The sequence below is a fragment of the Baia soyae genome (assembly GCF_004341445.1).
GTDB classification, from domain to species: Bacteria; Bacillota; Bacilli; order Thermoactinomycetales; family Thermoactinomycetaceae; genus Baia; species Baia soyae.
In genome coordinates, this window is sequence record NZ_SLXV01000039.1 from 1 (window position 1) to 21,709 (window position 21,709).

Here is a 21,709-nt window from a genome sequence, read left to right on the forward strand (position 1 = left end):
GCTATCCCTCCATGTAGTCGATTCTATATAATTAGAATTCGACAAAAAAGACCGCAAACCTTGTCTATAAAATAGACTTTGTCTGCGGTCTGAAATAGCCATCTTCAAAGATGGCTATTTAAACCATTTAGCTTCTCACCACATTGTATAACTATATGAAATGTATATTTTTTCACTCCTCTAATTCACTACACCATACAATCGTATGCTCCTTCACATATGCTATATGATAGCGAAATTATCTCTATATTTTTCGTGTTATTTTTTAAGAAAATAGGGAATATTTAATTTAAAATACCATTTGTTACCTGTTTCTCCTTTGAAAGGGGTAGTGACACGATGAACTGGGATGCCATTTTTGAATTTTTTAAAACCCTTGATGAAAATGGGGGTTGGTTCTTCGATTTTTTGTCTTTTTTAGTAGCAGGTACTTTAATGGTCATTGTTCTGATTTACTTTTACCGCTTAGCTAGGGGGGATATTGACTGGTTTGGAAGGAAGATTATCGATCAGGATTCAATTGAGGAAACGGAAAAAATAAAAATGGAGTTAGAGGAACAATTAACGGTGGTAAAAGGCGAGAATGCTCAATATACGCAGGTGATCCAAGAGCAATCAAAAAAGCTAACGGAAATCCAGAATTTATTTACGGAGCTCGATAGTAAGTATGATGACGAAACTTACTTTACAAGCCAAGTCATGTACGCTGCGCAAGAGGTAGCAGCCGCGATAGCAGCTGCAAACGAATTTGAAGAAAATCGGGATGATACATTTGATTATTTATTAGACTACCTCATTAATAGTTTGAAAGGGTTCCGTGAGAAAAACCCAAGGATTGTGATTCATGTACAGCATCCCCATTCAGCAGAGAAATTGAGTCATTACGTACATTCTAGTGGACATTCTCCCCGAGTAAAAGAGTATGAGCCTATCATTGATGGGAGTGCAGCAGGACGATGCTGGAGGACTAACAAGATCTATTATATTCCGGACACCGAACAAGATTCGATCGAGTACGAGAGAATTGAACTCATAACGAAGCAATACCGTAGTCTGCTATGTATCCCCATTCATGCAGGTCCTGATAAAAGCAAACGAATTGGAGTTATGTCCCTGACGGGCAGAGAAGTTCATGCATATGAACAAATAGAGATCGAGAGAGCTGTTTTATTTAGTTATCTATTATACCCTCTCATCTATGCAGATCTAAAGAACAGGGGGGCACTACATGGATGATTTTGAACATCTATCTCAAAATGTCCGTCATGAATTAAGTAGATTATATCGCAACGGAGAAATCACCAAAAAACAACTGATGGAGCAGATGAAAAATGGTTGGTTTGATCATGAGCGTATGAAAATTAAGGAGAAATTTCTCAAGTGGATCAAAAATGATAAAGTTGATCGGGAAAGCTGACAAAAGTAGGTTTAGGTATTATAAAATAAGCCAGTCGTTGAAATAACGACTGGCTTATTTTATGTACTTCATTGATCATTGGGCGAAGTTTAGTCTAATCTTTCATACCAATACCCGTATTGGCCCTTACATACAATTCTGTGTATGACTCCTCAGATGTTGTATCTTTTGATAAAAGCGTACCTAAAATGGCACCTATGAAACCCAGAGGGACGGAAAGGAGGGCTGGATTTTTGAGAGGGAAAATAGCACTAGCTTCCATCACATTAGGACTAATAATCACTAAGATGATGGAGCTGAGTAAGCCTGTCAGCATACCAGTTACTGCTCCACAAGTATTAAAGCGCTTCCAAAATAGACTAAAAATAATTACTGGTAAGTTGGCACTAGCTGCTACAGCAAAGGCAAGTGCGACTAGAAACGCTACGTTTTGGTTTTTGCACAAAAGAGCTAAGATAATAGAGATAATTCCTACCCCGACAGAACCATATCTGGCAACCTTTATCTGTTCAGATTCGGTTGCTTTACCATTACGTAACACATTTGCATAGAAGTCATGGGCAAATGCTCCAGCTGCTGAGATGACTAATCCAGCAACTACAGCCAGGATCGTCGCAAAAGCAACTGCTGAAATGAATGCGAGGAAATAGGTTCCACCAAGAGCTTCTGCCAGCAATGGTGCAGACATGTTACCTGATTTATCTGCTAATGTAATCTTGTCTTGACCTACAAGCAAGGCAGCTCCAAATCCTAAAAATGTAGTCATAATATAAAAAGCTCCAATAATCAGCATGGCCCACACTACTGATTTTCTGGCCTCTCTTGCGGTAGGGACTGTATAGAATCGAATTAAAATATGCGGCAAGCCAGCAGTCCCTGCAAGCAGGGCTAAACCTAAGGAAATATTATCAAGTGGATTTTTGTATAGCTTTCCTGGCTCTAGAAAAGTTTGACCATATCGTTCTGAAACTTGGTTAAACATCTCTACTACACTAAAGTTAAACTTACTTAAAACAAGAAAGCTTAAAATTGCTGTGCCCGCCATAAGAAGCACAGCTTTAATGATTTGTACCCAGGTAGTTGCTAACATGCCTCCAAACACAACATATAAGATCATCAGTACACCGATAATAATGATAGATAATTCATAGTCTAAGCCAAGTAGAAGCTTAATAATCCCACCAGCTCCAACTAATTGGGCAATCATATAGAAAGTAGAAATGGTAATCGTACTAAGAGCGGCTACTGCACGCACAGGCTTTCTGCTCATCCGATAAGCTAGCATATCAGCGAGAGTATATTGACCTGTATTTCTCAAGGGTTCAGCTACTATAATGAGTACCACCAGATAAGCAACTAACCAACCCACAGAGTACATGAAACCATCGAATCCATATAAAGCAATAATCCCAGCAATCCCCAAGAAGCTAGCTGCACTCATATAATCGCCTGCGATTGCAATGCCATTTTGCCAACCTGAGATTGATTTTCCTGCTACGTAGAAGTCGGCTGTAGTGCTTGTACGTTTAGATGCCCAGTAGGTAATAAGCAACGTTATAAGGACTATGATCGAAAAAAAGAGAAATGCCATCTAGGATAAAGCCTCCTTTGGTAGATCTTTTTTGATTTGTTCAATCGTTTGATCAAGTTGATTGGCGTGTCGCACATAGATAAATGCAAGAATCCATGCCATAAAAAATTGAGAAAGGGCAAAAAGATAAATTCCATTTATTGAACCAAAAATTCTTGTGTTTAATAAACCTGTATAACCTGCTAGTACGGGGAGTGCAAAGTAATACATAACAAAAAATATTGTGGAAAAAAACTGAAATCTTTTCCTCCTTTTCATTAGCTTGATAAATTCCGATGAGCTAGCAATTTGCTTCCATTGATCAGAGTGTTTCGGCTCCAACGGGATTCCTCCTTGAGATTTAATTACGTATATATATAATATATCATGCATAAATAAATATTTCTATTTTTTATTTATATTTTTACTATGTTTTATATTATTTTAATGAATAGAAATAAGAGGGTAGTTTCTATCTACTTTATTCTTTCTTCAATTAATTAGAAACTATATAGAAAATAATTACTTTTGTTGCTAAAATGAAAACGTTGCAGTCAAAATGGTGGATAAAGTGAATGGATTGCAATTATAAGAATATAAAGGAGAGGTGAGTTTTTTGAAATATCCGATCAAGTGTACTTCAGTCGGATTTATGGCTGGTGTACTTATTTCAGCTAGTTTACTAACAGGTTTTGATAGGGGAGTGGATGTAGAGGCTGGCGATCCGAATCTCCATTTGCAAATTCTCAGTATCAATGATTTTCATGGGCAGATTGATAAGTCCGGGAAAGCAAATGATAAAGCGACAGGTACTGCTGAATACTTAGCTGCACACCTCAAACAACGCGAAGCACAAAACAAGAATACACTTCTTGTCCATGCTGGAGATGTGGTAGGAGCAAGTTCTCCAGCATCTGCTTTATTACAAGACGAACCGACCATCGATATCCTAAACAAGTTGAACTTTGACGTGGGCACAGTTGGAAATCATGAGTTTGATGAGGGTTTAACAGAGTTGAAGCGAATGATTGATGGAGGATATCACCCCAAGACAGGATTCTTTAAAGGGGCAAACTTCCCGTATATCGTAGCCAATGTATTAGACAAGAAGACAAAGAAACCGATTCTTCCTCCACATGCAATTAAGGTAGTGGAAGGAGTAAAGATTGGATTTATCGGAGTTGTTACGAAGACGACCCCGAGTGTTGTAACACCAGAAGGGGTAAAAGATGTAATCTTCACGGATGAAGCAGAAGCTGTAAACCAGCAAGTAAAGGAACTAAAGAAACAAGATGTCAAAGCGATTATGGTTTTAGCGCATGAAGGTGGATTACAAGATACTACTACGGGTAAGATCACGGGACCGATTACAGATATTACTCAAAAGCTCGATCCTGAAGTAGATGTTGTATTCGCTGGCCACAGTCATACATATCTAAACGGAACAGTGGATGGTAAGATGGTTGTACAAGCGGGTAGCTATGGAAGTGCTTTTGCTGATGTGGATGTAGTGGTTGATAAGAGAACGAAAGACGTTGTAAAAAAATCTTCTGAGATCGTTTATACCTATCATGAAGGTATAACTCCTGATGCTCGTACACATGAGATCGTGGAAAAAGCGAAAGCCAAAGTAGCTCCGATTATTAGTAGAGAGGTAGCGCAGTCTTCAGGAATCATTACAAGAGCAGAAAACGCCTCTGGTGAGTCAGCACTCGGAAACTTTATCGCAGATTCACAGCGCTGGAAAATGTCGACGGATTTTGGTTTTATGAATCCAGGAGGTATTCGCGCAGATATGCCAGCAGGAAAGGTTACATGGGGAGATCTTTTTACCATCCAGCCATTTGGTAACGATCTCGTATCGATGAAACTTACCGGGGAGCAGGTAAGAAGGGTGCTCAATCAACAGTTCCAAGATCCAGATCGTGTTCGAATGTTGCAAATTAGTGGTTTGACTTATAAATGGGATAGTGCTCGTCCTGTAAATGATCGCGTATATGATTTGAAAAAATCAGACGGGATAGAGATTGACTTAGCAAAAGAGTATACCGTGACGACCAATAATTTCCTTGCAACTGGAGGAGATGCATTTACCGAATTTGGAAAAGGGACCCATCGAACAGTAGGGCCTACGGATTTAGATGGTCTGGTAGAGTATGTAAAACAATTACCACAACCATTTCATGCAAAAATAGAAGGGCGTATTATCAAAGGAAACTGATTTTCACGGGGTAACTTATCGAGATTAGATGAGTTACCCCGTGTTTTGTAACGTTGTTTTATTTAGTTTTAGGACCAAACACACTTAAATCATTTAGTTTCGGGTGAAACGATAGAGGATGTGTTGCCTCCAAGGCACGAACTCTACTTCGAAAAAGACGACAAAAGGATTTCAATCCTTTTGATTGACCAAAACGGAAAAGATATCGTTTTTCGTAGAGACCCTTCGATCATGGAGTCAGTTAATTCTCCGTTTCGCCAAAATCCTACTAATTTCTCAAAACTATAGTTAACTTTATCTAATGAGAAGTAGAACCAATCACATATAAAATGAAAGTTTTTGTCTAGAATAAGACTTCGCTCTCTGTTTACTAAATAAGGTTACAAAATATTTGTTTTGTAACCTTATTTAGAGCTATTTAATTGATATATAGATATCAACAATAGCTTGTTCAGGATTCTTCCCTCTTTCATCATATAACTCAAAGTCTCCCGTAAAGGCCCTCTTACTATCATGCTCCTCAAACCATTGCCAAATCATATTCCAAGTTTCTGGTACCACTTGAGCAACAGGACCTTGTTTCGAAGTGAAAACCAAATATTTGGATGCTGGAATTTTAATCTGCACTAATTTATCATCAGTTTGATTCGTGTTAGAAACTTGCTGCCCGATCAACATCAAATAATCACCTGAAGCCCCGGTTGTATACTGAGTATATACACCTAATACCTCTGTTGGAGCAGCTTGATTAATAATTACATGAAAGATTTCCTCTGTGTAGAAACGACTCCATAGCTTTGAGATTTCCCCAGTGTTAGAGAGTTCTTTCTCGTTATTTGTTGTTGTAGCGATTCCTACAACTAATATTTCTTCCTTGTTCGTTACCTTTGGTTCCATGATACCAAAAGCCCCTCTCTTATATGGATCGGAATACAATGCATCCAAGAAAAATGAGCAGATATTTCTATTTTCCATTTTATACTAATAGCACGGTGGTATACATATTTTTAGTATTAGGATTTTTTGGAGGTGAGAATCTTGAAAGTTGCTCGAATCTCAATCAGTAAGATGGACAAATCTCCTCTTGAACAAAATGATCTAGGCAGATTCCAACGAGCTATTTCATTGCTTCGAGATGGTGGTGAATTAATCGTTCCAAGTGGAACCTATTATCTCGATTCACTACTCATTCAGAAATCTATTCATATCCGGTGTGCGGGAGTTGTAGAATTCATCCCTACAAAGTGCAACGAAGATATCTTTATCATTGAAGGAACCCGAGATGATCTCTCCTATCAACTACTCGAACCGGCAAATCGACGAGACCAGAAAATAACTCTTTCTATGAAGCCAAGCAATATACAGCCTGGGGATATGATTGTTGTAACAGATGATTCTGTACGATTTAAGGATAACCACACAGATTTAAACACAGAAGTACATGAGGTCTTTTTCGTGGAAAATAATACGATATGGCTTCGAGATTATATACGTTTACCCAAGTCCCTTGCCCCATCTGGTGTGAATGTATATAAAGTAAATCCAGTAGAAAATGTAAAAATAGATGGCTTTCGATATCGAATGTTAGAAGGGTCTACTTGCGGAAGAGGCATATATGCTAACTATGTTCGCAACCTTCAGATTATGAATATACAAGGAACAAGGGGTGCCGGGTCTGGGATACAGGTACGAAAAGCAATCCAAACACGTGTAGAAGGCTTTGAATTTACAGATCCTCAAGTAGTTGGCGGCGGCCAGGGTTATGGAGTTCAATTTTTTGGTGGTTGCAATGGCATTACCGTACGGGATGGGTATACATGCGGAATGCGTCACTCAGTCGACTTAGAAGGCTCCTGTGAAGCTTTGATCGATAATGTAGTAGATGTTTGTGCTGCTGGAGCCTCTTTCTTGCTTAGTCATAATGGTTATAGCTCAGATATTACAATCCAAAATTGCCGAGCTATCAATTCAGCCGGAACAGGAATTGCAGCCGATTCACAGGCAATTAGTTCAGGAAATCCTGATAAGTCCTCTCCCCTACAACTAACTTTTTATGGCTTTCGAATTCGCGATTGTGAAATTATCAATTTCGGTTTTGGTAACGCCGGGATTCACTTCTACTCCCCTTGTAAAGAAGTGTTAATCGAAGGCTGTAAGATTCGATACCGCTCAGGAAGTGAAAAAGGGTTATCGAAGTTATCAAACGCCGGGATTCGCTTATACCCCGCTCAAACGGATGCTCAAATTACGAACTGTACGATTGAAGGCTACCGGAGGGGTATCGCTTTTCAATCTCCAGCAGGTGATTATCCCAATTGCGATGACTGCCAAATCCATATAAGTAACACAGTTGTTCGAAACTGTTGTTCAGCTCTCTTCTTTAACTACGGTCGTTCAAAGAGGTTCCAAATTTCTCACATTCACTGCGAGGGAATTGAACAGCAGTTTATTGAATTGAATCAGGGGGATTTTTCTTATCTTCAGATAGAAGACGTAACGATTATCCGTTCCCCTAAATTGCGATTTTCCAATCATAAGATCCAAATGACTAACAAAAAATCAGCCGGAGCTGTTCGGAATATATTTATCGATAATAAAGAGTTCTCCCCTCTTCCTCACATCCCATAAAAACAAAAACAAATCACCCTGCTGTGCATGAAGCATTAGCGGGTGATTTGTTTAATCATGTTATCGCTGAAAATGAAACAGATCCAAGTCAGGACTCTTTTTCCCCTGATATAGATCAAGTAACAATTTAGAGCCGGTTAACACAGAGAGAATTCCATTACTTCCATACCCCAAGTTAAAATAACAATTTGGATAGTAGTCCACTTGACCGATAAAAGGAAGTCCATCTTTAGTGTTATTAAAAAGTGCATGGTATTGGAATTCAATATCAGAAGGCTGTACCTGTAATTGAGGAAAGAGTTCTTGAAGCTTGGCCAACAGTCGATTATACTGCTGTTCAACCAATGGATCTTCATCATCTAGATTAGATATTTTACTACTCACACCACCCGCATTTACATCTTCTCCGCCGATGATAATCCGTTGATCATTTGTACTCCTAACATATGTATAAGGTTCATCAGTATCACGTATGATGCATCTATCATACCAGCCAGGAACCTCTGGATAAGGCTTGGTGACAATGTTAAAAGTACGTGCTAATGACCCCAATCGTTGTCCGCGAATCAAGTTCTTAGCCTCATACCCTGTACAGATAACAATTTTTTTGGCTGTTATATGGAAGCCGTGTTGAGTAGTTACTTTCGTTTGACCATTGGAGGGCTCGTCATAAATTTTGTCTATATCTGTATTCTCATAAATCTTTGCTCCTGCTTTCTCTGCTTCTCGAAGCAAAGCGTGAGTAAGCCTGTACGGATTTACCGTTCCGGCTCCATCAGTAGATAAAATCCCTCCAGCGATCGGAAAAGAAAAGCGTTCATTGTCTTGTTCTGATTGAATCCATTCTACAGGAAACCCATGCTTTCTCCGAAGATTGAATTCTCTCTCTAACCAACGTACATCATTCTTTTTTGGTGAATAATAAAGGCAAGGTGAACGAGAGAATTCACAGTCATCATCAAGAGTTTGAATAACCTTTTCCAGATCAGATACAGCGTCAAAACACAATTGAAAGGATCGAACTGCCGCATCAATTCCATACATACTCTGCAACTGCACCATATTGGTATCTATTTCATATTGGAGAATCGATGTCGAAGCTCTAGTACTTAGATACCCAATAATCGTCCTTTCGACTAATACAGTCTGGATTCCGGCTTTTGCAAATTGATAGGCTGTGATTGCTCCTGCAAGCCCCCCGCCTACGATAACAACTTCTGTTTGAAGATCAGTTGTTAGATATGAATATTGTTTGGGAATTGTTGTCTGAGCAGTCCAAAGGCAATTACCTGCTACATATCGCATCTCCATCACTCCTACTACTCAGTTTCGACAGAAATGTAAGATATAATGCATAAAAGAAGAAATTAAATGAGGTCATTGAGATTCTTGTGAAATTATGTCACCATATATAGTTGTACTTTAAAAAAGCAGGTGATGAGAATGTCTAACATAAATCCCAAGGAACCTTATCAGGTTATACTCTATTATCAATATGTACCGATTGAAAGTCCAGAGCAATTTTCCAAAGAACACTTATATTTTTGCAAAAGAATCCATCTAAAGGGACGAATTTTAGTCTCTCACGAGGGAATTAATGGCACAGTATCAGGGACAAAGGAAAATATCGAGCGTTATATGGAATATATGAAATCCCATCCTCTTTTCTCGAATATGCAATTTAAAATCGACCCCCATGTTGGACATGCCTTCAAAAAAATGCATGTTCGTCCGAGGAAAGAACTTGTTGCTTGGAACTTAGATCCTGAGATCGATATCGATCCAAATCAAGTTACAGGGAAACATGTATCTCCAAAAGAATTTCATCAATTACTGCAACAGGATGATGTAATTATCATTGATGGTCGTAATGATTATGAGTACGATTTAGGGCATTTTCGTGGAGCTATCCGCCCTGAATTGCAAACTACGCGAGAGTTTCCCAAGTGGGTTCGTGAGAACTTACATGAATTCAAAGATAAAAAGATTCTCACCTATTGTACGGGTGGAATTCGTTGTGAGAAACTATCAGGCTTTTTATTACAAGAAGGCTTTCAAGATGTAGTTCAGTTAGATGGCGGGATTGTCACCTATGGTAAGGATCCAGAGGTTCAAGGTGACCTGTTTGAAGGATCTTGTTATGTTTTTGATGATCGAATCTCCGTTCCGATTAACCATGTTCACCCAACCGTCATCACAACTTGTCATCATTGTGGAGAGAAATCAGATCAATATATAAACTGCCGAAACACCGTATGCGATAAACGTCATATCGTTTGTCCTCGGTGCTTGGAAGAATCTCAAGGATACTGTTCTTCTGCATGCAAGACAGATCATCATTAAAACAAAACCCCTTCTCCTCTTCTGGACTGGGGTTTTGTTTTTTATTTATTAATTTGGTTGATTTTTCTTGTTTTTGAACATTAAAATTATAAGAATTTCTATTGATAATAATTTAACTCCACCCTATAATAATATAGTATTAAAATAATTACTAATCTTGGTATATTGCTAATCTTAGTATATTACTGGGTTAAAGAAGGAGTGCTCTATATTGAAGACCAAGAAATCGGTCGTTGCATTACTCACTACCTCATTCCTCGTAGCTACATCATTTGCAACCCCAGCACTTCAAACGAATGTAAATGCTATCCCGAAAGATACCTCTACGGATGGTCATATTGATTGGTCTGTTGTCAATCAAGATAAGTTGATTCGTGCACTGAAAGAACAAGGCAAAATCAAAGAAAGTGCTTCTCAGAAAGAGATTGAAGCAGCGGTTGAGCAGTTTGTCAAAAAAGGCGAAACTCCTTTTGCTAAAACGGATGGCCTTGATACCAGATCCAAATTTGGTAAGGATGCAAAGAAAGGGAAAGAAGGAAATCAACAGAAAGCCGTAAAAGAAGTTGATAACCTACAAGAATCAGACAACATCCGTTTAGATTCGAATTCTAAAAAATCGCAACATCAAGAAAACGGTGTTGTTGCTTTAATTGAATTTCCGAATTTTAAACATAATCAAATCAAACAAGATTCTCCCCATGACTTCTGGGTAAAAGATTTTGATCAAAAGCATTATCAGAATTTACTCTTTAATGCTAATGGTTTCAAAACGGATACAGGTAAGAAGTACATCTCCTTCCGCCAATACTACCTTGAACAATCATCTGGATTTTGGGATGTAGATGGTACCGTAACCCCATGGATCCAAGCAAAAAATGAAGCAGCTTTCTATGGTGGACATAAAGGCGCGGCAAAGGATGCTGACCCACGTTCTCTTGTAAAAGAAACCTTGGAGACTGTAGGGCAACAGATCAAAGGGAACGAAGCAAAATACGATGTTCGTGATCCATACGATCTAGATAAAGATGGAAACGTAATGGAGCCAGATGGTATTCTAGATGCACTCTTCATCGTTCACTCCGGTACTGGTGAAGAAGCAGGTGGTGGTGAATTAGGTGAAAACGCCATCTGGTCCCATCGCTCTGTTATCTCTGACAAACCTGTTGAGATCCCAGGTACCAATCTAAAAGCATTCGATTATATTATTCAACCAGAAGATGGTGCAGTAGGTGTCTTTGCACACGAATATGGTCATAATATTGGCTTGCCTGATGAATACGATACTGCTTATTCCGGATCTGGATCTCCTGTAGAAGCTTGGTCAATTATGTCCAATGGTAGCTGGACTGGTAAAGTACTAGGCACAGAGCCAACAGGATTTAGTCCATGGGCTAAACTTTATTTCCACGAAACATTTGGTGGGAATTGGCCAGCTCCAAAAGTAGTTGACTTGAATAAGTTAGGCAAGAAGAAAAAGAAATTTAAGCTCGATGAAGCAGTGAAAGATGGTAAGAAAGGTAAGCTTATCAAAGTAAACTTACCTGATGTTGAAAAGCCAGCAATAACAAAGCCTACGGGTAAATTGGCTTACTTCTCAACAAAGGGTGACTCATTGAACACCAAAATGACATCACCTGAAATTGATCTAACCGGTGCCACAGAATCAAAACTTAGCTTTGATTCTTGGAGAGATATTGAGCAAGATTACGATTACCTCTATGTAAACGTGTATGCTGACGGCTCCACTACCCCTGTTAACATCAAAACCTATACAGGATCCAACGGAAAATGGGAAAACGAACAACTTGATCTAAAGGATTTTGTTGGTAAAAAGATTAAAGTTGAGTTTAACTATGTAACGGATGTAGGGTTAGCGCTGGAAGGTTTTGTTGTAGATAACATTCTAGTGACCGCAGACGGAAAGAATGTATTCCAAGATGATGTAGAAGGAACCCCATCATTTAAGATGGAAGGTTTTAAAACATTTGATGGTGCTCCTACCCCATTCCCTAACTATTACTTGATCGAATGGCGTACCCATAACGGAGTGGATCAAGGGCTTGCAAATATCCGTCGTTCGGACAGCATCTTGAAGTACGATCCAGGCATGGTTGTATGGTATTATGATGGTCGTTACGGTGAAGATAACATGACTGGGAAACATCCAGGCGAAGGGTTCCTTGGAGTCGTTGACTCGCATCAAAATGGACTTTACTGGGATAATGGAACCGTAGCTCCTACACGCTTCCAGTTAGCAGATGCCGCTTTTGGTTCAACCAAAACATCTCCTATTGATATCAAGTATCCAACTTATGCGATGAAGTACGCTTCCCAAGCTGGCATTCGTACCTTCGATGATCGTTATAACTATGCAAGTCCAGCTAGTCCGGAATCAGGTAAGATCCTACCAAGAAATGGTTTGAAAGTAACCGTGAAGAAGTCGACAGACAAAGGACGAAGTGCTGTAATTGAGATTTCAAAAACAAAATAAGCATGAAAAAGAGAGTACTGCTAATTCTAGCGGTACTCTCTTTTTCAGTTCAGCTAAAGCAAATAATTTAGTTCTTTTGTACGAAAAGTGTCGATAGACTAATATTATTGAACTTTAGAATGAAAGGTGCAATGAAAGTGGTAGAAAAATTGAGAAAAGAATGGTTTTCCAATGTAAGAGCGGATGTACTTTCTGGAATCTTGGTTGCATTAGCACTTATTCCAGAAGCAATTGCTTTCTCTATTATAGCAGGTGTAGACCCCATGGTTGGGCTATACGCATCCTTTTGTATTGCTGTCACCATTTCATTTGTTGGGGGAAGACCGGGAATGATTTCGGCAGCAACAGGAGCGATGGCACTACTCATGGTACCGTTAGTGAAAGAGCATGGGCTAAACTATTTACTAGCAGCAACTATACTGACGGGGATCATTCAAATCTTATTTGGTGTATGTAAAGTAGCCAGGTTGATGAAGTTTATTCCACGTGCTGTTATGATGGGGTTTGTCAATGCACTAGCTATCTTAATCTTTATGGCCCAAGTTCCTCATTTTATTGGCATTTCTAACATGACCTATATTTTCGTTGGGATTACACTGCTCATGATATATGTGATTCCACGGTTTATAAAGTCCATTCCTTCCCCCCTTATTGCCATCATTTTACTCACAACCGTTGCTATATTTAGTGATGTGGACTTGCGAACTGTTGGGGACTTAGGTACTATGAAGCAATCTTTACCCCCTTTTTTTATACCTGATGTTCCTTTTAATATGGATACATTAGCTATTATTTTCCCCTATTCTCTTGCATTAGCCATTGTAGGGTTGTTAGAAACACTGTTAACCGCATCGATTGTAGATAACATGACGGATACGGATAGTAATAAAAATAGAGAAGCTCGTGGACAAGGGATTGCTAATATCATTACAGGATTCTTTGGAGGTATGGCGGGGTGTGCGATGATTGGGCAATCTGTGATTAATGTGAAATCTGGAGGGCGTAGTAGACTTTCGACCTTTGTAGCTGGTATGGGTTTAATGTTTCTAATCATTGCTCTAGGTGATATCGTAATACAGATACCAATGGCTGTTCTCGTGGGAATTATGATTATGGTGTCCATTGGGGCTTTTGACTGGAATTCTTTCTCTTATTTAATAAAAGCTCCAAAAAGTGATTCAATCGTAATGTTAGTAACAGTAGCGATTGTAGTCTATACACATGATTTGTCAAAAGGAGTTATCGCAGGGGTTATTTTAAGTGCCATATTCTTTGTGTCTAAAATATCTAGGATGAAGGTAACCAAGCAACAATCTGATTCTGATATCCAGTACGCGGCTGAGGGGCAACTCTTTTTTGCTTCTGTTGACAGTTTCTTAAAGTCATTTGATCTTACTGTACAACATACACACATCGTAATCGACTTTACCCACTCCCAAGTCTGGGATGACTCGGCGGTAGGTGCAATTGATAGAGTGGTCATTAAGCTTCGTGAAAATCATAACACCGTAGAGATCCGAAACCTAAATGCAACGAGTAAAAGGCTAGTCGATAAGTTGGCTGTTTCCAAGGATGCACCTGTATAACTGAAATAAACAAAAGGGAGTAACTAAAAAAGTTGCTCCCTTTTACTGTTGAATTAGATTGTAAACTTTTTGGTAGATTAGTACTAAATCTGATTTTGTTATTTGGAAATATTCTTTCGTATTAGTAATCGTCTCAGTATGTTAACATAATGTACGCTAAAAATCGTTTGGATAAGGTTAATATGGGTACTCCAACGTTAAATACCCAACTAGGAAGTGACTTATGAATCGAAGAGAATTTTTAAAAAAGTCTATACAAGTTGTCGTCACCACTCTTTCGCTATCTGTCCTCCCTGCATCAGATATACTAGGACGTTCTGAATTAGTAAAAAGATATATGAAGAAACATCCACTAGGTAAAAGAATAAACTATGATTCAGTACAAATTACGAAAGCCATGCAATCGGTATTAAAAATTAAGTATAAAAATCCATTACCAAAGGCACTATCCATCAATATCATCATTGATAAAGATATCAATATCCCTTGTGGAGAAAATAATAATCCGATTACTGAAGTGATTCCTATATCAAAGGTTCAAGTCGAAACCGATAAAGGTAGCGAAGAGATATCAATCGTGAAAATAAACATCTCTCCTGAACTATTCGCCGGCAGCCCTATTTATGTAGATGTCCAAAGTAAACATCCTAAACAAATTCGGCCTATTGAAATGGAATTTGAATTTAGTGCTGCTCCGATTGTAGAGAATAAACATGATATAGAAGGATATACATCTTTTGTCACATATAATCCAGGAGAGAAAATAGAATTAAAAGTTCATTCTCCCCTCCCCTCCTTTTCAATTGATTTTATTCGCTATGGTGCTGAGGAAAAACTTGTTCACCAGATTAAGAACGTTTCAGGAACGAAACAAAACTATGATCTCTATGCATATCGAAACGGCGCGAATTGGGAAACAAGCCATGTGTTTCAAATCCCTCTAGATTGGCAGACGGGTTTGTATGGAGCAAGACTTTATGATTCATCTGGAAAAGAGTTCCATGTATCATTTAACTTACGAGATACTTCTTATGTAAGTAGGCCTAAAAACAAGCGAATTGCCATTCTCTCGTCAACTAATACATGGCAGGCTTATAACTCATGGGGAGGCGCTTCCCTTTACTGGTACTCCGCACCCGATCATATTAAGCCATCGGATTCGGCTCAATTAATTAGCACCCAACGTCCAAACCCTTCGGCGACACCTGTAGGACTGGTAACACATCTTACAAGCGGAGAAAAATGTATTTTAGCTTGGCTAGAGAAAAATCATTTCCCCTACAGCCTGATTTCAGACTGGGATTTACATCATCAGCCTCATCTACTAAACGACTTTGGGACGTTGATTATTAATACTCATGGCGAATATTGGACGAAAGAGATGTATGATGCATTGGAACAATTTCTGGACCATGGCGGGAATGTGATCTATCTGTCTGGGAACGGATGCTACTGGAAAACAGTAATTAAGGAAAACTGGATGGAAGTAAAAAAAGATGGGGCACATCATCTATTAAATGGTGAACGGGGTGGATTATGGAGAGATTTAAATCGTACAGAATCCGGAGTGTTAGGTGTACGATTTAACGGGCCTGCTACGAATATGTTTTATCCATATAAGATTAAAAATGCAGATCATTGGATTTTCGCTAATACAGGATTAAAAAATGGAGATTTAGTGGGAGAAAAAGGATTGCTTGGGGGAGCTTCCGGTCATGAGACAGATATTATGGATGAGTTCACCCCAAAAAATACGATACTCCTAGCTAAGGGAGCAAATCCAAAAAAGAAGCAAGGCGCTGAGATGATTTACTACGATCATCCTAAAGGTGGAGGAGTCTTCTCTGTAGGTTCCATTGCGTTTGGTAGTAGCTTAATTGTGGATCCCATTCTATCTAAAATAGTAAAAAATGTTCTAGATCGTTTTCTAAGTAATAATGGATTAAAATAGTTTACCAGTATATAAATAAAAATAAGATAGTTGCCAAGGAATTCTAAAGGCAACTATCTTATTTTTATTTCAAAATTTATTGATAATACAAATATATTTGAATTATAATAAAAATGTAATTGGATCTATTATATATAAGGAGGGGCTATGGTGAAGCATAGCAAATCAATAATCGCCCTACTCTCTACTTCATTACTGGTTGGAACGGCATTTATCACACCATCACTTCAGTCTGATGTCCATGCGACAACTAAGAAGGCTCTTGCGGATACAGACCATATTGATTGGTCTATTATCAATCAGGACAGGCTAGTCCGCGCCCTTAAGAAACAAGGCAAAATCAAAGAAAGTGCTTCTCAAAAGGAAATTGAAAAAGCTGTTAAAGAGTATGTTCAGAATGGAAAGATACCATTTGCTGAGACAGACGGTTTAGATGTTACCTCTAAGTTTGGTAAAAGAGCGGAAAAAGGGAAGAAAGCAAGTTTTCAGCGTAGCTCGAAAGAGATTGCGAACTTCACAGAGTCTGACACCCCTTCCCCTTCTAAACCTACGAAACATAAAGAAAACGGTGTGGTTGCTTTAATTGAATTCCCTAATTTTAAACACAATCAGATTCAACCTGATTCTCAGTTTGATTTTTGGGTAAAAGATTTTAACCAAAAACATTATCAGGACCTACTTTTTAACTCAAATGGTTTTAAGAATGATAAAGGCGAGAAGCTCCTTTCCTTCCGTCAGTACTATATGCAACAATCATCTGGTTTTTGGGATGTAAATGGCACCGTAACTCCGTGGATGCAGTCTAAACATGAAGCTGCTTATTACGGAGGACATCAAGGAAATGACAAAGATGTGAACCCACGGGCACTGGTTGTAGAGACTCTCGAAAGTGTAGGGAAACAAATCAAAGGGAACGAAGCAAAGTACGATGTTCGGGATCCGTATGATCAAGATGGAGATGGAAATGTAATGGAGCCAGATGGCATCCTAGATGCACTCTTCATTGTCCACTCGGGTACTGGTGAAGAAGCGGGTGGTGGATCGCTGGGTGGAGATGCTATTTGGTCTCACCGCTCTGTTATCGCTGATAAACCTGTTCCGATCCCAGGTAGTAGTTTAAAGGCTTATGATTACATTATCCAACCTGAAGATGGTGCAGTAGGTGTGTTTGCTCACGAATATGGACATAACATTGGTCTCCCTGATGAATACGATACAGGTTCAACAGGTTCGGGGTCCCCTGTTGAATATTGGTCTGCTATGTCGCTTGGAAGTTGGGCTGGACGGACATTAGGGATGGAGCCTCCCGGTTTAAGTGCATGGGCAAAGTTATACTTCCATGAGACGTTTGGAGGCAATTGGCCTGTTCCAAAGGTAGTAGATCTCAAGAAATTAGGGAAGAGAAAAATGACGTTGGAGCTAGATGAAGCTGTAAAGAACGGAAAATACGGAAAGCTACTAAAGGTTGACTTGCCTGATGTGAACAAGGAGGCAGCAACACAACCTTTAGGGGAATTGTCCTACTTCTCTACAAAAGGGGATTTTATCAATACCAAAATGACCTCTCCTGAGATTGATTTGACAGGCGCTACCACTGCGAATCTCTCTTTTGATGCCTGGTGGGATCTGGAAGTAGATTACGATTATATCTATGTAAACGCTTATGCTGAAGGCTCTACTACTCCTGTTAACATCAAAACCTATACAGGAACGAATGGAAAATGGCAAAATGAGCAGTTGGATCTAGCCGCCTTCGTTGGTAAGAAGGTTAAGCTTGAATTTAATTATGTAACCGATATCGCCATTGCCCAAGAAGGATTTTTTGTGGACAATATTCGTGTAATGGCAAATGGTAACAATGTATTTCAAGATGATGTGGAAGGTACCCCTACTTTTACATTACAAGGTTTTAAAACATTTGATGGCTCCCCTACTCCCTTCCCTAACTACTACTTGATTGAGTGGCGTACTCATAACGGAGTAGACAAGGGATTAGCCCATATCCGTCGTCACGAAAGCCTTCTTCGATATGATCCAGGTATGGTTGTGTGGTATTATGATGGACGTTATGGCGAAGATAATATGACTGGAAAACATCCAGGCGAAGGATTCCTTGGGGTGGTTGACTCGCATCAACAAGGATTTTATTGGGATAATGGCAATGCGGCACAAACAGGGATCCAACTAGCTGACTCAGCTTTTGGCCTTACGAAAACATCGCCCATTGATATCAAATATCCAGCCTATGCAATGAAATACCCTTCTCAATCTAGTGTTCGTACCTTCTTTGATGGAAACGATTACACAAGTCCGTACAAGCCTGAAGCTGGGAAAAAACTACCTAAAAACGGCTTGAAGATAACGGTTAAAGATACATTTGATAGAGGGCGAACTGCTCTTATTGAGCTTTCTAAATCAAAATGACGTTGAAAAGAACCCGATTTTTCACTGTTAGCGAAAAATCGGGTTCTTTTATTTTCTGTACTACTATTCTTTTAACCAAGAGTTGGCAAGTTTCATAGCGCCTTTAGCCGCCTCTGTATCCGCTAAAGCATTCAGCATAACAAAATCATGAATGGCTCCTTGGAAACGTACAGAAGTAACTTTCACTCCAGCTTCTCGAAGCTTGTTAGCATAAGCTTCTCCTTCATCACGCAATACATCTGCCTCAGCTGTGATGACTAATGCCTCTGGTAATCCCTTAAGTTGTTCAGTTGTAGCACGTAAAGGTGATGCTGTAATCTCATTACGATCTTTTTCACTTGTTGTATATTGGTTCCAGAACCACTTCATAGCGTCTTGGCGCAAGAAGTATCCCTCTTTAAATTGTTTATATGACTCTGTCTCGAAGGAAGCATCTGTTACTGGATAGAATAGAAGTTGTTTCTGGATCTTTGGACCTTTTCTTTCCTTTGCCATTAATGTGATAGCAGCTGACATGTTTCCACCTACACTATCTCCGGCAACCGAGATTTTATCAGGATTCATACCTTTATCCTTACCATTTTTGCTAACCCAGTTTAGTGCAGAATAAACTTCTTCGATGGCTTTCGGATATTTAGCTTCTGGAGAAAGACTGTAGTTTGTAAAAACAACAGCTGATTGTGATCCGACAGCTAGTTCACGAATAAGGCGATCATGGGTATGTGCGTTTCCAAATACCCAGCCAGCACCATGTGTATATAAAATAACTGGAAGGTCTTTAGGAGCATTTTTTGGTTTTACAATACGCACAGATACTTTTTCCGATGATGACCCTACCGGTATAGTGATATCTTCCATATCCACTTCTGTTTTTTTAATATTACCGGATTGTACCTGATCTACTGTTTCTCTACCTTTAACTGGACCTAAATCAAATAAATAAGGTGGATTCTTAGTTGCATCTGCAAACTCCTGAGCTTTTGGTTCTAGTACCACTTTTTCCATTTTCTTCTCACTCTTTTCTTTCGAATTTTGGTTATCTGTTTTCCCTGTAGCATTTGAACAAGCTACTAAAGCAAAAATCGCTCCCGTAACTAATATGCCCATTTTTGCCGCTTTTGGAATCGATCGGTTTTGCATAAATCGTTCCTCCTATGTGTTTTGTATTGTGCAAAATTAAATTTTGTAAAATAAATATAACACGATGATTTGCTAGTGTCAACAATATTTATCTAAATTATATTTTGTATAATTTAATTTCCGGATCGATAAAATAATCAAGGCACTTACGTATGAGGTCTTTTACTTCATAGTAAGTGCCTTGATTATTTTATCTTTAAAGAACGCATAGTATCCAATTTTAATCTTGAAAGTATGCTTTTAACACTTTTCGAATACGTTGTGCCGAAAATCCATCTCCATATGGGTTTTTCGCATTCTTCATATCCGTGTATATCTGCGTGTTGGTTAGTAATAAGTGAATCTGCTGGAAGATCTCCTGCTTCTCAGTTCCTACTAACCGGATTGCTCCTGCTTGTAGTCCCTCTGGTCTTTCTGTTGTATTCCTTGTTACCAAAACGGGGACATCGAGAGAGATCGCTTCTTCTTGAATACCTCCTGAATCGGTAACAATGATAGTAGATCGCTTCATCACATGACAAAACGAATGATATTCCATCGGTTCCACAAGTAAAATTCGTTTATGACGTGGAAGATACTTTTGGACTTCTTTTCTTACTTTGGGGCTTTTATGAACGGGAAATACAATTAAGGTTTGTTTGTGAGATTGAACAATCATATGGAGTGCCTGATATACCTCTTTTAATTCTTCTATATTTTCTCTGCGATGCGTTGTTACCAAGATGATATTCCATTTTTTTGATTCTATTAAATGTAATTGTTTAGGTAATGTAACAGGGATTTGTAATGTAGTCATCAGTGCATCGATGACGGTGTTTCCTGTTACAAATATCTGTTCGGATGGAACACGTTCTTGTATCAAATTCGTCCGGTTTTCATCCGTACAAGCAAAGTGAATACTGGATAGTCTGGTTACAAGTTGGCGATTTAGTTCTTCAGGAAATGGAGAGTCAAGCCTGTACGTTCGCAGCCCAGCTTCCACATGTCCTACGGGAATTTGATTTAAAAAGGCTGTATAAGCTCCTATTAAAGTTGTCGTTGTATCCCCATGGACTAATACCAGGTCGGGTTTTATTTCTTGATACACCTCGTTTAGCTTTAATATGAGTTGGCTTGATAATTCAGCTAATGACTGATTAGGTTTCATCAAATTTAAATCATAATCTGGCTTAATCCCAAAATGCTGCATGACTTGATCTAGCATCTCTCTATGCTGGGCTGTATTGATCACTATTATCTCAAAAAAGGGGTCTAGTAGTAGCTCTTTGATAACAGGTGCCATTTTAATCCCTTCTGGTCGTGTTCCAAATACAATAGCTACTTTTTTTGTCATCTTACAGGATTCATCCTCTCATGTTGATTTAGGAACTAGGTGATTGTTAGTTTCGAATTACTATAGCGCTCATATAATAGTTCGAACTCTGCAAGAAAGGGATGTGATCAGGTGAGTGTCATGGCAAGTATCTGGGTACTATTCCTAATCCAAATTACATTGATGGTTTTGATGATTGATCTAAGTAGTCGTGTTGATCGATGTTCTTGGAGAAAACGGGCACTTCGTCGCTTACTTCGTTCAAAACTACACACAGTCGTAAACATTATGACCGATTCAGGTGTTGTAACAGGAGTTTTACAACGGGTAGGCTATGATGGGATTCAGTTGGAAGAAAATAGTGGGGATTTGGTTATGGTTCCGATTCTTAGTATTCGTGCGATTCTTTCTTAGGAGTGATTATCTTGAATTTAAGACAAATGTTACAAACACAAGTGGGGGAAAATGTTGAAGTTTATTTCATGAATGAGGTGTTGGAAGGGAAGATTCTTGCCACTAGACCTAGTGTATTTGAAATCGAGATATCTGGCGGTACCTATACAAGTCCATTTACAAGAGCCAATATTCCTTATGATGCTCTCTCCTATGTGCGTGTTTTAGTATAG

The 21,709-nt window shown here is 38.9% G+C and carries 17 protein-coding genes; 11 read left to right on the forward strand and 6 right to left on the reverse strand.

What is annotated here, in order from left to right:
• The first annotated feature begins 339 nt into the window (after positions 1-339).
• Both EDD57_RS11295 and EDD57_RS11300 read left to right on the forward strand, forming a co-directional pair.
• Positions 340-1,236: a GAF domain-containing protein gene (locus EDD57_RS11295; RefSeq protein ID WP_131849551.1), complete on the forward strand. Its 897-nt coding sequence runs from the start codon at positions 340-342 to the stop codon at positions 1,234-1,236.
• Complete coding sequence (locus EDD57_RS11300) at positions 1,229-1,417, forward strand: hypothetical protein (RefSeq protein ID WP_131849552.1); 189 nt, start codon at positions 1,229-1,231, stop codon at positions 1,415-1,417. Before EDD57_RS11295 ends, EDD57_RS11300 begins: the two co-directional genes overlap by 8 nt.
• A 94-nt stretch (positions 1,418-1,511) precedes the next feature.
• Here the strand turns inward: EDD57_RS11300 and EDD57_RS11305 are convergent, their stop codons facing one another.
• Positions 1,512-3,008 (reverse strand): solute symporter family protein, encoded by a 1,497-nt coding sequence (locus EDD57_RS11305; protein WP_131849553.1) that lies wholly within the window; start codon positions 3,006-3,008, stop codon positions 1,512-1,514.
• On the reverse strand, positions 3,009-3,329 hold the full coding sequence (locus EDD57_RS11310; protein ID WP_207896826.1) for a DUF485 domain-containing protein: 321 nt from the start codon (positions 3,327-3,329) through the stop codon (positions 3,009-3,011).
• 274 nt (positions 3,330-3,603) lie between these two features.
• Between EDD57_RS11310 and EDD57_RS11315 the strand changes: the two genes are divergently transcribed.
• On the forward strand, positions 3,604-5,208 hold the full coding sequence (locus EDD57_RS11315) for a bifunctional metallophosphatase/5'-nucleotidase (RefSeq protein ID WP_243649525.1): 1,605 nt from the start codon (positions 3,604-3,606) through the stop codon (positions 5,206-5,208).
• 414 nt (positions 5,209-5,622) lie between these two features.
• Here EDD57_RS11315 and EDD57_RS11320 read toward each other — a convergent pair whose 3' ends face one another.
• Positions 5,623-6,105, reverse strand: a complete 483-nt coding sequence (locus tag EDD57_RS11320; RefSeq protein ID WP_165873781.1) for a GyrI-like domain-containing protein — start codon at positions 6,103-6,105, stop codon at positions 5,623-5,625.
• A gap of 141 nt (positions 6,106-6,246) precedes the next feature.
• On the opposite strand from EDD57_RS11320, the gene EDD57_RS11325 reads away from it, so the two are divergent.
• Entirely contained in the window at positions 6,247-7,836 is a 1,590-nt protein-coding gene (locus EDD57_RS11325; RefSeq protein ID WP_131849556.1) for a right-handed parallel beta-helix repeat-containing protein, read from the forward strand.
• Positions 7,837-7,896: 60 nt separating this feature from the next.
• On the opposite strand, the gene EDD57_RS11330 is transcribed toward EDD57_RS11325, so the two are convergent.
• Positions 7,897-9,141 (reverse strand): NAD(P)/FAD-dependent oxidoreductase, encoded by a 1,245-nt coding sequence (locus EDD57_RS11330; RefSeq protein WP_165873782.1) that lies wholly within the window; start codon positions 9,139-9,141, stop codon positions 7,897-7,899.
• Positions 9,142-9,288: 147 nt separating this feature from the next.
• Between EDD57_RS11330 and trhO the strand changes: the two genes are divergently transcribed.
• The 5 genes from trhO (at position 9,289) to EDD57_RS11355 (ending at position 18,631) form a co-directional block, all read left to right on the forward strand.
• Positions 9,289-10,179 carry an oxygen-dependent tRNA uridine(34) hydroxylase TrhO gene (trhO, locus tag EDD57_RS11335; RefSeq protein WP_131849571.1) on the forward strand — a complete coding sequence of 297 codons (891 nt, stop codon included), beginning with the start codon at positions 9,289-9,291 and terminating at the stop codon, positions 10,177-10,179.
• A gap of 211 nt (positions 10,180-10,390) precedes the next feature.
• Positions 10,391-12,670: an immune inhibitor A domain-containing protein gene (locus tag EDD57_RS11340; protein ID WP_131849558.1), complete on the forward strand. Its 2,280-nt coding sequence runs from the start codon at positions 10,391-10,393 to the stop codon at positions 12,668-12,670.
• A 137-nt stretch (positions 12,671-12,807) separates the two neighbouring features.
• Positions 12,808-14,256, forward strand: coding sequence for a SulP family inorganic anion transporter (locus EDD57_RS11345; protein WP_131849559.1), 1,449 nt, complete (start codon positions 12,808-12,810; stop codon positions 14,254-14,256).
• A gap of 223 nt (positions 14,257-14,479) precedes the next feature.
• Entirely contained in the window at positions 14,480-16,207 is a 1,728-nt protein-coding gene (locus EDD57_RS11350; RefSeq protein ID WP_131849560.1) for a N,N-dimethylformamidase beta subunit family domain-containing protein, read from the forward strand.
• Positions 16,208-16,357: 150 nt separating this feature from the next.
• Positions 16,358-18,631, forward strand: a complete 2,274-nt coding sequence (locus EDD57_RS11355; RefSeq protein ID WP_165873783.1) for an immune inhibitor A domain-containing protein — start codon at positions 16,358-16,360, stop codon at positions 18,629-18,631.
• 63 nt (positions 18,632-18,694) lie between these two features.
• Here EDD57_RS11355 and EDD57_RS11360 read toward each other — a convergent pair whose 3' ends face one another.
• Entirely contained in the window at positions 18,695-19,636 is a 942-nt protein-coding gene (locus EDD57_RS11360) for an alpha/beta hydrolase (protein WP_243649526.1), read from the reverse strand.
• Between the two features lie 355 nt (positions 19,637-19,991).
• Positions 19,992-21,104, reverse strand: a complete 1,113-nt coding sequence (gene wecB, locus EDD57_RS11365; RefSeq protein ID WP_131849562.1) for a non-hydrolyzing UDP-N-acetylglucosamine 2-epimerase — start codon at positions 21,102-21,104, stop codon at positions 19,992-19,994.
• 120 nt (positions 21,105-21,224) lie between these two features.
• Between wecB and EDD57_RS11370 the strand changes: the two genes are divergently transcribed.
• Positions 21,225-21,497: a hypothetical protein gene (locus tag EDD57_RS11370; RefSeq protein ID WP_131849563.1), complete on the forward strand. Its 273-nt coding sequence runs from the start codon at positions 21,225-21,227 to the stop codon at positions 21,495-21,497.
• A gap of 11 nt (positions 21,498-21,508) precedes the next feature.
• The gene (locus EDD57_RS11375) at positions 21,509-21,709 is read left to right on the forward strand and encodes a hypothetical protein (RefSeq protein WP_131849564.1); all 201 of its coding nucleotides are present in this window, start codon (positions 21,509-21,511) and stop codon (positions 21,707-21,709) included.

Excerpts from the sequence above, each read along its gene's own strand:
- EDD57_RS11295 (WP_131849551.1), top strand. The coding sequence starts at position 340 with ATGAACTGGGATGCCATTTTTGAATTTTTTAAAACCCTTGATGAAAAT.
- EDD57_RS11300 (WP_131849552.1), top strand. The coding sequence starts at position 1,229 with ATGGATGATTTTGAACATCTATCTCAAAATGTCCGTCATGAATTAAGT.
- EDD57_RS11305 (WP_131849553.1), bottom strand. The coding sequence starts at position 3,008 with ATGGCATTTCTCTTTTTTTCGATCATAGTCCTTATAACGTTGCTTATT.
- EDD57_RS11320 (WP_165873781.1), bottom strand. The coding sequence starts at position 6,105 with ATGGAACCAAAGGTAACGAACAAGGAAGAAATATTAGTTGTAGGAATC.
- EDD57_RS11330 (WP_165873782.1), bottom strand. The coding sequence starts at position 9,141 with ATGCGATATGTAGCAGGTAATTGCCTTTGGACTGCTCAGACAACAATT.
- EDD57_RS11350 (WP_131849560.1), top strand. The coding sequence starts at position 14,480 with ATGAATCGAAGAGAATTTTTAAAAAAGTCTATACAAGTTGTCGTCACC.
- EDD57_RS11360 (WP_243649526.1), bottom strand. The coding sequence starts at position 19,636 with ATGGAAAAAGTGGTACTAGAACCAAAAGCTCAGGAGTTTGCAGATGCA.
- wecB (WP_131849562.1), bottom strand. The coding sequence starts at position 21,104 with ATGACAAAAAAAGTAGCTATTGTATTTGGAACACGACCAGAAGGGATT.
- EDD57_RS11370 (WP_131849563.1), top strand. The coding sequence starts at position 21,225 with ATGGCAAGTATCTGGGTACTATTCCTAATCCAAATTACATTGATGGTT.